Consider the following 13436-nt stretch of genomic DNA (forward strand, 5'->3'; position numbering starts at 1 on the left):
CAATATAGTGAACGTGTGACTGATTATCTACGCCCATTGGAGTTCGGGTGCTCGCTGGTGCCCGACGCCGGCGATCCCGTGGTGGAGTACGCGGTTCATGCCGACGAACTGGGGCTGCAGCTCCTCGGCATCCAGGACCACCCCTATCAGCGGCGCTACGTCGACACGTGGACGCTGTTGAGCGTGATCGCGGCGCGGACCGAGCGGATCCGGGTTTTCCCTGACGTGGCGTGCTTGCCGTTGCGGCCGCCTGCCGTACTGGCCAAGTCCGTGGCGAGCCTGGACCTGCTGACGGGAGGGCGCGTCGAGCTGGGCCTGGGCGCGGGCGCGTTCTGGGACGCCATCGAGGCGTACGGCGGGCCGCGCAGAACCGGCCGGGAGGCGCTCGGCGCGCTGGAAGAGGCGATCACCGTGATCAGGGCGATCTGGAGCGGCGAGCGCAACAGGCGGTTCGACGGCGAGCACTACACGCTCAAGGGCGCGCAGTCGGGGCCGGTGCCCGCGCATCCGGTCGAGATCTGGCTGGGCGTGGGCGGGCCGAAGGCGCTGGCGCTGCTCGGCAGGTCGGCCGACGGCTGGATCCCATCGTCGGGATGGGCGCCGCCCGAGCGGCTGCCCGAGCTGAACGCGCGCATCGACGAGGCCGCGACGGGGGCGGGCCGGCGGCCGGAGGACATCCGCAGGCTGTACAACCTCTCGGGCACCGTGCAGGACGCTTCTGAGGGCTTCCTGAAGGGCCCGCCGCGGCAGTGGGTAGAGGAGCTGATCGACCTGGCCGTGGGGTACGGCGTGGACACGTTCGTGTTCTGGCCCGAGGGCGACGTGCGGGGGCAGCTGAGCGTGTTCGCCGAGGAGGTCGTGCCCGAGGTCCGCAGGCAGGTGACCCTGGAACGCGGCGGGCAATAGCGCGAGACTGGGTCGATGACACCCAGTCACTGGTACAACGTCGTTCCAGACCTGCCTGAGCCGCCTCCGCCGCCGCTGCACCCGGGCACGATGCAGCCGGTCGGCCCGCAAGACCTCGCGCCGCTGTTCCCGATGGAGCTGATCGGGCAGGAGGTCAGCACCGAGCGCTTCGTCCCGATCCCCGGCGAGGTGCTGGACGTCTACCGGATGTGGCGGCCGACGCCGCTGTTCCGCGCGCGGCGGCTGGAGAAGGCCCTCGGCACGCCGGCGCGGATCTACTACAAGTACGAGGGGGTCTCCCCCGCCGGGTCGCACAAGCCGAACACGGCCGTCCCGCAGGCGTACTACAACGCGCGCGAGGGCGTGCGCAGGCTCACCACCGAGACCGGCGCCGGGCAGTGGGGCAGCGCGCTGGCGTTCGCCTGCTCCCAGTTCGACCTGGAGTGCGAGGTCTGGATGGTGCGGGCCTCCTACGACCAGAAGCCCTACCGCCGCTCGCTCATGCAGGTGTACGGCGCGACCGTGCACGCCAGCCCGTCGCCGCTGACGAGCGCGGGCAGCAAGGTGCTGGCCGACGAGCCCGGCTCGCCCGGCAGCCTGGGCATCGCGATCAGCGAGGCGGTCGAGGTGGCCGGCGCCTCCGACGACACGCGGTACGCGCTCGGCTCGGTGCTCAACCACGTGCTGATGCACCAGACCGTGATCGGCGAGGAGGCGCTCAAGCAGCTGCCCGAGATGCCGGACCTGATCGTCGGCTGCACCGGCGGCGGGTCCAACTTCGCGGGCCTGTTCTTCCCGTTCCTGCGCGAGAAGCTGGCCGGCAGGGTGGCCACCACGTTCCGCGCGGTCGAGCCGGCCGCCTGCCCGTCGTTCACCCGCGGCCGCTACTCCTACGACTTCGGCGACACGGCCGGGTTCACACCGCTGCTGAAGATGCACACGCTGGGGCACGACTTCGTCCCCGACCCCATCCACGCGGGCGGGCTGCGGTACCACGGCATGTCGCCGCTGCTGTCGCACATGTACGAGCTGGGCATGTTCGAGGCCGTGGCCAAGTCGCAGACCGAGTGCTTCGAGGCGGGCGTCCGCTTCGCCCGCACCGAGGGCATCGTGCCGGCGCCCGAGCCCACCCACGCGCTGGCCGAGACCATCGCCGAGGCGCTGAGGTGCAAGGAGAGCGGGCAGGAGAAGGTGATCCTGACCGCGCTGTGCGGCCACGGCCACTTCGACCTGGCCGCCTACGACCGCTACCTGTCTGGCGAGATGGAGGATTACGACCTCCCGCAGGAGAAGATCGACGACGCTCTGGCTAGGTTGGGGTCATGGACGTCGATGTGATCGTGCTGGGAATGGGGCCGGGCGGCGAGGATGTCGCGGAGCGGCTGGCCGAGGCCGGGCTCCAGGTCGCGGGTGTGGAGGCCAACCTGGTCGGGGGCGAGTGCCCCTACTGGGGGTGCGTGCCCTCCAAGATGATGATCCACGCAGCCGCGGCACCGAACCCCGACTGGACGGCGCTGACGCGCCGGATCAGGAAGGAGGCCACCGACGACTGGAACGACAAGGTGGCCGCCGACCGCTTCGTCGGCAAGGGCGGTCACCTGGTCAGGGGCCACGGCCGGATCACCGGGCCGCGCGAGGTGACGGTCGGTGACCAGGTGCTGCGGGCGCGCAAGGGCATCGTGATCGCCACGGGCTCGCAGCCGGCCGTCCCGCCCATCGAGGGGCTGCAGGGCACGCCGTACTGGACCAACCACCAGGCGATCGAGGCCGAGGAGCTGCCGAAGTCGCTGATCGTGCTCGGGGGCGGGGCGATCGGGGTGGAGCTGGCGCAGGTGTTCGCGCGCTTCGGCACCCGGGTGACCGTGCTCGAGGGCTCGGACAAGGTGCTGTCCATGGAGGAGCCCGAGTCGGGCGAGCTGATCTGCAAGGTCTTCGCCGACGAGGGCATCGACGTGCACGCGGGCGTGCACGTCTCGCGCGTCGAGCACGACGGCTCCATGTTCACGCTGGACGGCGCGCGGGCCGAGAAGCTGCTGGTCGCCACCGGGCGGCGGGTCGATCTGAAGGCGATCGGCGTGGGCGCGATCGGGGTCGACGAGAACGCCAGGGCCGTCCCGACGGACGCGCGGATGCGGGTCGCCGACGGCGTGTGGGCGCTGGGCGACGCGGTCGGCCACGGCGCGTTCACGCACATGTCGATGTACCACGCCGACATCATCGTCAAGGAGATCCTCGGGCAGCCCTCACACGACGCCGAGTACCACGCGGTGCCGCGGGTGACGTTCACCGATCCCGAGGTCGGGGCGGTCGGGCTGACCGAGGCGCAGGCCCGCGACAAGGGGCTCGACGTGCGGGTCGCGGTCGGCGACCTGGGCACGCGCGGGTGGATCGCGCAGGCCCAGGGGTTCGTCAAGCTCGTGGCCGCCGACGGGGTCCTGGTGGGCGCGACCTGCGCCGGCCCCAGCGGTGGCGAGGTGCTGGGGCTGCTGACGCTGGCCGTGCACGACAGGATCCCGCTCGAGCGGCTCGACGAGATGATCTATGCGTATCCCACCTTCCACCGTGCCGTCTCGGCGGTGGTGCGGGAGCTCGTCAGTTCGCGTTAGGGCGCTTGCCGTGGTTCGAGCGCTTCTTCTTGCGGGCCCTGCCCTTGCGTGCGCGCCTGGCCATGAGATCTCCTCCCTCAGGTCCTAGATCCCAACCTCTCGCGCCTTCCGCCTGAGCACAAGCGACATTCCCCAACATAGTCGTGTCATAATTTGGTGGAATGTGTTGGAAGGAGGGGGCGTGCTCGCACAGCAGCGGCAGCAGACGATCCTCGAACGCGTGCGCAGCACCGGTGGCGTCAGGGTCGCCGACCTGGTGCGCGAGCTCGGCGTCTCCGACATGACGATCCGCCGTGACCTGGAGGTGCTCGCCGAGCGCGGGCTGCTCGAAAAGGTGCACGGCGGCGCCACCGCCCTCGGCCCCGGCTCCACCGAGGAGCCGGGCTTCACCGTCAAGTCCTCCCGCCAGCAGGGCGAGAAGGAGGCCATCGCGCGCCGCGCCGCCCAGCTGGTACGGCCGGGCACCGCGGTGGCCCTGTCGGCGGGGACCACGACGTGGGCCCTGGCCCACCACCTCATCAGCGTGCCCGAGCTGACGGTGATCACGAACTCGATCCCGGTCGCCGACGTCTTCCACCGCAACCCGCGCGCCGACCGCACGGTCGTGCTGACCGGCGGCGTGCGCACGCCCTCCGACGCGCTGGTCGGGCCCGTGGCCGTGGCCGCGATCCGGCGCCTGCACGTGGACACGCTCTTCCTGGGGGTGCACGGGATGAGCGTGCGCGCCGGGTTCACCACGCCGAACCTGCTGGAGTCCGAGACCGACAGGGAGCTGGTGGCCGCGGCGCACCGGCTGGTCGTGCCCGCCGACCACACCAAGTGGAACACGGTCGGCATCAGCACGATCGCCGAGCTGACCGAGGCCGACGTGGTCATCACCGACTCCGGGCTACCCGAGGAAGCACGTACCGAGCTGGCCGAACGGGCCGGAGAACTGATCATCGCGGAGGGCTCGCATTGAAGCGCACCATCACCCACCTGGCGGACGGCCGGGAGTTGATCTACTTCGACCAGCGTGACGACGCCGACAGGAGCGCGATCGACCGGCGGACTCTCGATCCCAGGCCGGTGGCTTCCGAGCTGCGGTACGACCCGCTGACCGAGGAGTGGATCGCGATCGCCGGGCACCGGCAGACGCGCACGTTCCTGCCTCCGGCCGACGAGTGCCCACTGTGCCCGTCCACGGACACGCGGCTGTCGGAGATCCCGGCCCACGACTACGACGTGGTGGTGTTCGAGAACCGCTTCCCCTCCTTCTCCGGAAATTTTGGGACTTATGAGGAGGTGGGCGGGCTGAGCGAGGTCCGTCCGGGCGTGGGGCGGTGCGAGGTGGTCTGCTTCACCTCCGACCACGACTCCTCCTTCTCCCGGCTGTCCGACGCGCAGGTCGAGCTGGTCATGGAGGCCTGGGCCGACCGTACGGCGGAGCTGTCCGGCATCGAGGGCGTCGAGCAGGTCTTCATCTTCGAGAACCGGGGCGCGGAGATCGGGATCACGCTCCCCCACCCGCACGGCCAGATCTACGCCTACCCCTACATCACGCCGCGCACCAGGCTCCATCTGGCCGCCGCGGAGAAGCGCCCCACCCTGTTCGCCGACGTGCTCGCCGCCGAGCGCGCCGCCGGTACCCGGGTGGTGGCCTCGAACGACCTGTGGACCGCGTTCGTGCCCGCGGCGGCGCGCTGGCCGTTCGAGGTGCACGTCTACCCGCACCGCCAGGTTCCCGACCTCGCGGCGCTGTCGGAGGCCGAGCGGGCGGCGTTCGCGCCGCTGTACACCTCGGTGCTGCGGGCGCTCGACGGGCTGTTCGGGGTGGCCATGCCCTACATCGCGGCCTGGCACCAGGCGCCGGTGCGGCAGCGGCGTGAGCTGGGCTACCTGCACCTGGAGCTGTTCAGCATCAGGCGGGCGCCAGGGAAGCTGAAGTACCTGGCGGGATCGGAGTCGGCGATGGGCGCCTTCGTCAACGACGTGCTGCCGGAGGAGGCGGCACGCATGCTTCGATCACAGGTAGATCACTAATTGATGTCTACTTAGAGTCGCATTACCCCGGATTTACTACTAGTATCCCTCACGCATCGGTCGTAACAGCCGTTGCACGCCTAATCCCGGGCGCGTTGCCCGGGAGCCGGGGACCCACCGCACCCTGGGGTGAATCCACGCAAGTGGTAGGGAATCTCCCACGCCCGAACCCGTCAGCTAACCCGGCCGGCAGAGGGAGAGGAACCCCCACGTGGCACGGGCGAACTTCGCCATCGGCCTCATCGCCGCGATTGCCGTGGCTCTCGGCGCCACCCCTGCCTCGGCGGCCCCCAAGCCCACGGAGAAACAACTCCGCGCCGAGCTGAAGCAGCTCAACACCAAGATCGACAAGCTCATCGAGAGCTACAACGCCAAGCGGGTCGAGCTGGCCAAGGCCAAGAAGGCGGCCGAGGCCGCGAAGCAGCGCCTGGCCACCGCCCAGCAGGGGCTCGACCAGCTCGAGCGGAAGGTGGCCGAGCTGGCCTCGCTCCGCTACCAGAACGGTGACCCGGCGCTGTCCACTCTGGTCCCGCCGCCGACCGGCAGCGGCGCCGCCGTACTCGAGCAGCTCACCGCAGAGCAGCTGGCGATGGTGCAGTCGGTGACCACCGCCCGCGACGAGACGAAGAAGGCCTCCGACGACGCGGCCGCGCTGGCCGCCCGGATCAAGTCCGACGCCGACGAGGTCGACAAGGACAAGGACCAGGCCGAGGGGCTCATCAAGGACATCCAGCAGAGGCTGCAGAACCTCATCCCCTACGGGCCCGGCCGCAAGTCCGACGGATCCTGGGCGCCCGAGCTGCCCAGCGGGACCGACAACATCACGCCGCGCATGCGCACGATCCGGGGCCTGATCGAGAAGAACTTCAAACTGCCCTTCGACGTCGGCTGCTTCCGTTCCGGCGGTGGCGGCGAGCACCCGCTCGGGCGGGCCTGCGACTTCATGATGAGCTCGGGCGGCACGATGCCCAGCGGCGCCAACAACGCGCTGGGCGACCAGATCGCGGCCTGGGCGCTGAAGAACCAGGACAAGCTCGGCGTGAAGTACGTGATCTGGAAGCAGCGCATCAACATGGGCTCGGGCTGGCGCGCCATGGAGGACCGCGGCAGCATCACCGAGAACCACTACGACCACGTGCACATCTCGATGAACTGAACCGCATCCCGTGCTGTCCTGCCAGCCCGTCAGATTGATCACAAAGGTGATAAATTGCGTGACGTCTGATGTCCATGGGGCATAACGGGAGAGGCTTTCATGGCAGGGTTCGACATCTACTTCGACGCGCTCGAAGACTGCGCGGGTAAGGCCAACAGCGTCGCGAACCAGTTCAAGGGCGTGGCCGACGAGAGCCCGGCAGCCCCTGGGCCTGCCTGCTTCGGCTCCCTCCCGGACGCCTCAGGCAAGCTCGTCGAAGCCGTCAAGAAACTCGAGACGAGGCTCGACTCCGAGACCCGGCACGCCCAGCGGAACCTGAAGAAGGTGGAGGCGGCCCTGTACAAGGTCATCGGCAACGTCCGCAAGGCCGACAACCCGGACCCCGAGGTGGCGCAGGCGTGACGGACACCTGGCAGTCGTACCTCGGCGCCATCCAGGGCATCATCAACGAGCTGAACGGCGACCAGCACGCGATCTACGAGATGTCCAAGCGCTGGCGGACGCTGGCCACCAATGCGACCACGGACGTCGGCGCAGTCAAACGCGCCGTCACCACCGTCGACAGCGCCTGGAACGGCGACGCCTCCGACAGCTTCAAGAAGCACATGGCGCAGTACCCGACGGCCGCCAGCGCGCTCAGCAGCGCGCTGACGAGCTGCGCCGACAAGCTGGACACCGTCGGGACGACGCTGGAGAGCAGCAGACGCGAGGTCCAGTCGATCTACACTCGGGTGGACGAGAAGCGCAAGGCCAGCGACGGCGACCCGAGCGAGGGCACCCAATCCGAGCTGGCCACCGCGCTGCAGCAGGCGCGCGCGCAGAAGCAGCTGGCAGTCGACGCCGTCGGCAAGGCCACCGACGAGATCAACAAGCACTTCGGCGACGACGTCAAGTTCTTCGAGTCCATCAGCGCCCCCGGCGACGAGGACTTCGTCGCCCACGACGGGAGCCGCTGGATCCCCGACCCCGACTTCCGGCAGCAGGCGAACACCCAGTTGGCGGCGTACCACCCCAACGGGAACGGCACGCAGGACGGCTACAGCGGATCGAATGGCGTCCAGTACACGGGGGACATCAAGGCCCCGCCGAACGCCCTCAGCCTCGCCACGAACCCCCGCGCCAAGAGCGTCATCGACTACGCGCTCAACCAGCTCGGCGACCGGTATGTCTGGGGTGCGACCGGGCCGGACACCTTCGACTGCTCCGGGCTGACGCTCCGCGCGTACGAGGCGGCCGGGATCCCCATCCCCCGGGTCGCCGCCGACCAGTGGAGCCACGGCCCGCGCATCCCCGACGGCAGCGAGCAGGCCGGGGACCTCATCTTCTTCGACAACGACGGTGACGGTAGCCCCGATCACGTGGGCATCGTGCTCGACCCGAAGAAGCACACGATGATCCACGCTCCCAATTCACGCACCGTGGTCCAGATCTCGAACTACGCCGACTATCCCTCGCACCGCGTGGGCTTCACCCGCCCCGGGATGCCCTGACCCTCAGGCTTCGGGCAGCCGCTCCATGAGCGACTTGGGGGCGATCACCCGGTAGGCGTCGGTGACGATCTCGGCGATCTCGTCCCAGTCGACCTCGATGTCGAGATAGACGCCCAGCCAGCCGCGATGCCCGACGTACGGCGGGCGGAAGAACCGCTCCGGGTCCTCCCCCACCAGCTCCTGCTGGGCCCCGGGCGGCGCCGCGCACCAGAAGCCCAGCCGGTCGTCGTGATGGTGGTCGGCGTACATGACGAACGTCTTCTTCCCGCGCACGAACCACGTCGGCTCGCCGTGGCTGAGCCGTTCGGTGGTCTCGGGCAGCGCCAGGCAGATGCGGCGCAGCTCCTCGAGCGGGTCCATGCCTCAGCGCGTGATCGTCAGCGGGTTGAACACGTCGGCGTACATGAGCAGCCCGGCCATCACGATCATCAGGATGGCCAGCGCGTAGGTCAGCGGCAGCAGCTTGGCGATGTCGACGTAGCGCGGCTCGGGACGCCGGGTGATACGGGCGAAGCCCCGCTTGACGCCCTCCCACAGGCCGCCGGCGATGTGCCCGCCGTCAAGCGGCAGCAGCGGGATCAGGTTGAACATGCCGACCGCCAGGTTGAAGCCGCCCAGCAGGTTCAGCAGGAACAGCACCTTCTTCTCGAGGGACAGGTCGGAGGAGAGGATCTCGCCGCCCATCCGCCCGGCGCCGACCACGCCCACCGGGCCCTCGGGGTCGCGCTTCTCGCCGGAGAACGCGGCGTTCCAGACGCCCACCATCTTCTGCGGCAGGTTGACCAGCGAGGTGGCCACGCGGCCCGTCAGGTCGCCCATGTAGCCGAAGACAGCGCCGACGCTCTGCTTCTCCAGCACCTCGGTGGGCATGACGCCGAGGAAGCCGACGTTCTTCTCGATCTTGGTGGGGTCCTTGACCGAGGGGCGGTCCTGGGCGATCAGCGTGGCGTTCAGCGTGACCGGCTTGCCCGCGCGGATGATGCCGATGCTGACGGCCCCCGCGCCGTGGGAGCGGATCACGCGGGTCGCGTCGTCCCAGGTGGTGATCTTCTGGCCGCCGAGGGAGACGATCTGGTCGCCGGGCTTGAGCCCCGCCTTGGCGGCCGGGGTCGGCTGGTCGCCGGGCAGGCAGCTGTCGCGCTTCTCGGCGACGGGGATGACGCAGGTCTGCGTCTCGGGCGACACGACGGGCTTGTAGCCGGTGGGCAGGCCGACGCCGACCAGCATGATGCCGAAGAACACGAACGCAAGCACGAAGTTCATGGCCGGGCCGCCGGACATGATGATGACCTTCTGCCACCACTTCTTGCGGTAGAAGACCTTGTCGTCGTCGCCCGGCCTGATCTCCTCCTGCGCGGCCTCGCGGGCGGAGTCGATCAGCCCCTGGAACGGGCCGGTGGAGGTGCCGCGCAGCTTGTTCGGGTCGTCGCCCGGCCTGGGCGGCAGCATGCCGATCATGCGGATGTAGCCGCCGAGCGGGATCCACTTGATGCCGTACTCGGTGTCGCCCTTCCGCCTGGACCAGGCCGTGGAACCGAAACCCACCATGTACTGGGTGACCTTGACGCCGAAGAGCTTGGCCGGCACGAGGTGGCCGATCTCGTGCAACGCGATGGAGGCCATCAGTCCGAGGAGGAAGATGACGATCCCCGCGAGATAGAGCCAGTTCATGTAGGCGCGCTCCAGGGGCAGGCGGAAGGTCCCGACCATCCCCAGAGTAGTCGAACTGGCCGCACGTGAACGGCTTGCGGAGGCTTTGGCGAATAGGGAGACTTCGTTGACAGTGCGCTATCGCGCGATCACCCTGGGACATGACGGAGGGAGCGCCTTGATCCGGATTCTGGTCGCCGAGCACCTGCCTCTGGTACGGCGGGGCCTGGTCGCCTCGCTCGACGCCGAAGCAGGCCTGCGGGTAGTGGCCGAGGTGGGCACCGGCGCGGAGCTCGCGCGGACGGCCTGCGAGCCGGACGTCGCGGTCATCGATCTGGATCTTCCCGAGGCCGGCGGGCTGGCGGCCATGGCCTGGCTGCACGAGCGGGATCCAGGGTGCCGCGTGCTGATCCTGTCGGCGCAGCCGAGCCCCGGCCAGGTGCGGGCCGCGTTCGCGGCCAGGGCGCTGGGGTTCATGAGCCTGGACGTGGCGCCCGAGCAGCTGGCAGCGGGGCTGCGGCAGATCGCCTCCGGGCGGCGGGCGGTCGACTCCGAGCTGGCCGTGGCGGCGCTGGAGGCCGCGGCCAACCCGCTGACGCGGCGGGAGCTCGACGTGCTGCGGATCGCGGCGGGCGGCGCCCGGTCGACCGAGATCGCGGATCAGCTGTTCCTGTCGGTGGGGACCGTGCGCAACCACCTGTCGCGGATCATGTGCAAGACCGGCGCCAGGAACCGGATCGACGCGGTGCGGATCGCCAACGACTCCGGCTGGCTGTGAAGGCCGGCTGTGAAGCGTGCGGCCCGGTGCCGCCGCCGGGCCGTCGAGATGCGAACGGCCCGGCGGGGCCGGTGGTGGATCGGCCGTGGGCGGAACGCAGCAATCCGCCGCCTGATCCCCGCGCGCGCCCCGACTCCCCTCCTGACCGGCGGTCCGGGCGCGGCCCCGCGCACCACCGCGGGTCTGCCGGGCCCCGGCGGAACCGCGCCGCTCCCCCGGGACCCGGGCTCCTGGTACCCCGCGGAGGCCATGGCCTGCGAAACCCTCAGCGGGGAGCTCACCAGCAGAATCTCAAGCCACACGGGCCCCGGCCAGTGACCTGCTTCACCATGTGGGCGTGACGAACCACACGGGTCACGGACGCCAGATGAGCACCAGCGCGCAGTCGTCGTTGTGACCCGAGGCCATCGCGTTGACCAGTGCCCGCGCGCCGTCGCGGAACCCGGAGGGCAGCAGCCGCTCCGCCTCGCCGAGCAGCTTGTCGAGCCCGGCGTCGATGTCGCGGCCCGGCTGCTCGATGAGCCCGTCGGTGTAGAGCAGCAGCGCGTCGCCCTTGCGCAGCACGCCGCTGTCGGGCTCGCAGTGCAGGTCGGGCACGACGCCGAGGACCACGCCCTTGGCCGAGGCCACCTGCCAGTTGCCGGTGCCCGAGTCGAACTTGACGACCGGCGGATGGCCGGCCGAAGTGATCGTGTACGCGCCCGTGGCCAGGTCGATGCGGACGTGCACGGCCGTGACGAAACCCTCGTCGCCGCGCTGGCGGTGCAGGTAGGCGTTGCAGGCCTGCAGGAAGTCGTCGACGGAGCCGAGCAGCCCGCCGAACGTGCCCGACAGCAGCAGCGCCCTGGTGCCCGCGTCGACGCCCTTGCCCGACACGTCGACCAGCGCGATCTCCAGGTTGTCGCCGTCGCGCATGGAGACCAGGAAGTCGCCGCCGAAGGACGACCCGCCGGCCTGCTTGAGCACGACCTTGGCGCCCCAGTCCTTGGGCAGCGCGGGCAGCTCGCCCTGGCTCTTGAGCCGGTCGCGCAGCTCGAGCAGCATCGCGTCGCCGCGCAGCCCCTGCACGCCCAGCTTGCCCCTGGTCCTGGCCATGAGCGCGGCCAGCACCGCGGTGAACCCGATCGTCACGAGCAGGCCGAGACCCACCCTGCCCGCGCCCAGCGTGAAGGCGATGTACCCGAGCGCGACCACCACGGCCGTCAGCAGCACGGCCAGGCTGCGCAGCCGCAGCTGGAGCCCGCCGAGCAGGGTGACGAGGATGAGCAGGGAGGGCGAGAACCACTCCGTGGAGACCCGTGCGGCCAGCACGCCGACCATCAGCGTGACGAGGCACAGCGTGACGAGCAGGTTCCGGTCGCGCGCCAGAGGCCCACGGCGCAGGAACCGGACAACGGGCACCAGCAGCGGCACTCGTTGGAGGAACGCGCGGAGCCGTGGCGGGAGCAGCGGCGCCGGACGGGAACTCATGATGCGCATGACTGTATCGGTCTCATACACGTTTGGGCAGCCCACTTGACCAAGGCCTTGATCATTAAGCATGGATATTGGGTAGCCAGCGCGCTTTGCGCACTCATACGTTGGTCGGATGACGTATCCGATTCGTCCGATCAGCGAGGCCGAGTGGCACGCGTACACCAACGTGCTGTCCGAGGGCTTCGGCTGGCAGCCTCCTCCCCAGCAGTTGGAGCGGTGGCGCAAGGCCACCGAGTTCGACCGCACCCTGGCCGTCTTCGACGGCGACCTGATCGTGGCCACCACGGGCATCCACAGCTTCACGATGACGATCCCCGGCGGCACCCTCCCCGTCGCGGGCGTCACGTCTGTCGCGGTCCTGGCCTCACACCGCCGCCGCGGGCTGCTCACCTCGATCATGCTCCGCCAGCTCGCCGACATCCGCGAGCGCGGCGAGGCCGTCGCGGCCCTGTACGCCTCCGAGGCCGCCATCTACGGCCGCTTCGGGTACGGCGAGGCCGCCAACGAGCTGCGGGTCCGCATCCCCAAACTGGCCTCGGCCTTCGTACGGCACGCCCCGTCGGACCCGTCGATCCGCCTGCGCGTGGTCAAGCCCGCCGAGGTGCGCGCAGACCTGGAGCGCCTGTTCGAGACCGTGTCGGGCGAGCGTCCAGGCCTCTACGCCAGGAACGGCGACTTCTGGGACGGCGTGCTGGCCGACGAGGAGTTCGACCAGCAGGGCAACGGTCCGCTGCGCTGCGTCCTGGCCGAGGACTCAGGCGGCGTCCGCGGCTACGCGCTCTTCCGCATCAAGTCCACCTGGGGCGACAACGGCGCCCCCGACGGCGAGCTCAGGCTGCACGAGCTGTACGCCACCGACCCCGCCGCCCGCGCCGCCCTGTGGCGCAGCGTCCTGGACAGGGACCTGGTGACCACCACCGTCGCCGCCATGCCGGTCGACGACCCGATCACGCAGTGGGTGGCCGACTCCCGCCAGCTCAACGCCCGCTGGGGCGACGAGCTCTACATCCGCCTGGTCGAGGTGGACCGCGCGCTGGCGTCGCGGGCCTACTCCGCGCCGGTGAACGTGGTGATCGAGGTAGAGGACCAGGTCTGCCCGTGGAACGCGCGCCGGTGGCGGCTGACCGCCGACACCTCGGGCGCCGAGTGCAAGCCGGTCGAGGAGGAGCCCGACCTGACGGTGCCGGTCACTGCGCTCGGCGGGGCCTACCTGGGCGGCGGCTCGCTGGGCGGGCAACTGGCGGCGGGGCTGCTGCGCGAGCACACGCAGGGAACGGTCCAGTCGCTTGCCACGGCCATGTCCTGGACGCCGAAGCCGTGGGCGGGGCTGGTGTTCTGACGTACTGTCGAAG

14 protein-coding genes and 1 riboswitch are annotated in these 13436 nt (G+C 70.0%); of the genes, 10 read left to right on the forward strand and 4 right to left on the reverse strand.

Annotation, left to right across the window (positions count from 1 at the left end):
- Positions 1-15 precede the first annotated feature (15 nt).
- Genes KIK09_RS44150 through KIK09_RS44160 form a run of 3 tightly spaced genes read left to right on the forward strand, consistent with a single transcriptional unit; the run spans position 16 to position 3512 of the window.
- Entirely contained in the window at positions 16-906 is an 891-nt protein-coding gene (locus tag KIK09_RS44150; protein WP_214325517.1) for an LLM class flavin-dependent oxidoreductase, read from the forward strand.
- Between the two features lie 15 nt (positions 907-921).
- A complete protein-coding gene (locus tag KIK09_RS44155; RefSeq protein ID WP_214325518.1) occupies positions 922-2244 on the forward strand; it encodes a TrpB-like pyridoxal phosphate-dependent enzyme in 1323 nt (440 codons plus the stop codon).
- A complete protein-coding gene (locus KIK09_RS44160; RefSeq protein WP_214325519.1) occupies positions 2229-3512 on the forward strand; it encodes a dihydrolipoyl dehydrogenase family protein in 1284 nt (427 codons plus the stop codon). The genes KIK09_RS44155 and KIK09_RS44160 overlap by 16 nt, the downstream gene beginning before the upstream one ends.
- Here the strand turns inward: KIK09_RS44160 and KIK09_RS60810 are convergent.
- Complete coding sequence (locus KIK09_RS60810) at positions 3499-3576, reverse strand: 50S ribosomal protein bL37 (RefSeq protein WP_372455775.1); 78 nt, start codon at positions 3574-3576, stop codon at positions 3499-3501. The two genes, KIK09_RS44160 and KIK09_RS60810, sit on opposite strands and share 14 nt — an antisense overlap.
- A gap of 117 nt (positions 3577-3693) precedes the next feature.
- Between KIK09_RS60810 and KIK09_RS44165 the strand changes: the two genes are divergently transcribed.
- The 5 genes from KIK09_RS44165 to KIK09_RS44185 all read left to right on the forward strand — a co-directional run bounded on the left by KIK09_RS44165 (position 3694) and on the right by KIK09_RS44185 (position 8180).
- Positions 3694-4473 carry a DeoR/GlpR family DNA-binding transcription regulator gene (locus tag KIK09_RS44165; protein ID WP_214325520.1) on the forward strand — a complete coding sequence of 260 codons (780 nt, stop codon included), beginning with the start codon at positions 3694-3696 and terminating at the stop codon, positions 4471-4473.
- Complete coding sequence (gene galT / locus KIK09_RS44170; RefSeq protein ID WP_214325521.1) at positions 4470-5534, forward strand: galactose-1-phosphate uridylyltransferase; 1065 nt, start codon at positions 4470-4472, stop codon at positions 5532-5534. The genes KIK09_RS44165 and galT overlap by 4 nt, the downstream gene beginning before the upstream one ends.
- Positions 5535-5601: 67 nt before the next feature.
- A riboswitch (cyclic di-AMP (ydaO/yuaA leader) is annotated at positions 5602-5740 on the forward strand.
- 5 nt (positions 5741-5745) lie between these two features.
- Positions 5746-6690, forward strand: a complete 945-nt coding sequence (locus KIK09_RS44175; protein ID WP_214325522.1) for a coiled-coil domain-containing protein — start codon at positions 5746-5748, stop codon at positions 6688-6690.
- A 99-nt stretch (positions 6691-6789) separates the two neighbouring features.
- Complete coding sequence (locus tag KIK09_RS44180) at positions 6790-7092, forward strand: hypothetical protein (RefSeq protein WP_214325523.1); 303 nt, start codon at positions 6790-6792, stop codon at positions 7090-7092.
- The gene (locus tag KIK09_RS44185) at positions 7089-8180 is read left to right on the forward strand and encodes a bifunctional WXG100 family type VII secretion target/C40 family peptidase (RefSeq protein ID WP_308164683.1); all 1092 of its coding nucleotides are present in this window, start codon (positions 7089-7091) and stop codon (positions 8178-8180) included. The genes KIK09_RS44180 and KIK09_RS44185 overlap by 4 nt, the downstream gene beginning before the upstream one ends.
- Positions 8181-8183: 3 nt before the next feature.
- Here KIK09_RS44185 and KIK09_RS44190 read toward each other — a convergent pair whose 3' ends face one another.
- Positions 8184-8540, reverse strand: a complete 357-nt coding sequence (locus KIK09_RS44190) for an MmcQ/YjbR family DNA-binding protein (protein ID WP_214325524.1) — start codon at positions 8538-8540, stop codon at positions 8184-8186.
- Between the two features lie 3 nt (positions 8541-8543).
- Positions 8544-9890: a M50 family metallopeptidase gene (locus tag KIK09_RS44195; RefSeq protein WP_250574770.1), complete on the reverse strand. Its 1347-nt coding sequence runs from the start codon at positions 9888-9890 to the stop codon at positions 8544-8546.
- A gap of 118 nt (positions 9891-10008) precedes the next feature.
- Between KIK09_RS44195 and KIK09_RS44200 the strand changes: the two genes are divergently transcribed.
- Entirely contained in the window at positions 10009-10608 is a 600-nt protein-coding gene (locus KIK09_RS44200; protein ID WP_214325525.1) for a response regulator transcription factor, read from the forward strand.
- A 354-nt stretch (positions 10609-10962) separates the two neighbouring features.
- On the opposite strand, the gene KIK09_RS44205 is transcribed toward KIK09_RS44200, so the two are convergent.
- Positions 10963-12078: a PP2C family protein-serine/threonine phosphatase gene (locus KIK09_RS44205; RefSeq protein ID WP_214325526.1), complete on the reverse strand. Its 1116-nt coding sequence runs from the start codon at positions 12076-12078 to the stop codon at positions 10963-10965.
- A gap of 118 nt (positions 12079-12196) precedes the next feature.
- Between KIK09_RS44205 and KIK09_RS44210 the strand changes: the two genes are divergently transcribed.
- Positions 12197-13423: a GNAT family N-acetyltransferase gene (locus KIK09_RS44210; RefSeq protein ID WP_214325527.1), complete on the forward strand. Its 1227-nt coding sequence runs from the start codon at positions 12197-12199 to the stop codon at positions 13421-13423.
- The last annotated feature ends 13 nt before the right edge of the window (positions 13424-13436 follow it).

Source organism: Nonomuraea sediminis (assembly GCF_018531495.1).
Classification (GTDB): Bacteria; Actinomycetota; Actinomycetes; order Streptosporangiales; family Streptosporangiaceae; genus Nonomuraea; species Nonomuraea sediminis.

What these genes read in the sequence shown, in the direction of transcription:
- KIK09_RS44155 (WP_214325518.1), top strand. Translation starts at nt 922, where the DNA reads ATGACACCCAGTCACTGGTACAACGTCGTTCCAGACCTGCCTGAGCCG.
- KIK09_RS44160 (WP_214325519.1), top strand. Translation starts at nt 2,229, where the DNA reads ATGGACGTCGATGTGATCGTGCTGGGAATGGGGCCGGGCGGCGAGGAT.
- KIK09_RS60810 (WP_372455775.1), bottom strand. Translation starts at nt 3,576, where the DNA reads ATGGCCAGGCGCGCACGCAAGGGCAGGGCCCGCAAGAAGAAGCGCTCG.
- KIK09_RS44180 (WP_214325523.1), top strand. Translation starts at nt 6,790, where the DNA reads ATGGCAGGGTTCGACATCTACTTCGACGCGCTCGAAGACTGCGCGGGT.
- KIK09_RS44190 (WP_214325524.1), bottom strand. Translation starts at nt 8,540, where the DNA reads ATGGACCCGCTCGAGGAGCTGCGCCGCATCTGCCTGGCGCTGCCCGAG.
- KIK09_RS44195 (WP_250574770.1), bottom strand. Translation starts at nt 9,890, where the DNA reads ATGGTCGGGACCTTCCGCCTGCCCCTGGAGCGCGCCTACATGAACTGG.
- KIK09_RS44205 (WP_214325526.1), bottom strand. Translation starts at nt 12,078, where the DNA reads ATGAGTTCCCGTCCGGCGCCGCTGCTCCCGCCACGGCTCCGCGCGTTC.
- KIK09_RS44210 (WP_214325527.1), top strand. Translation starts at nt 12,197, where the DNA reads ATGACGTATCCGATTCGTCCGATCAGCGAGGCCGAGTGGCACGCGTAC.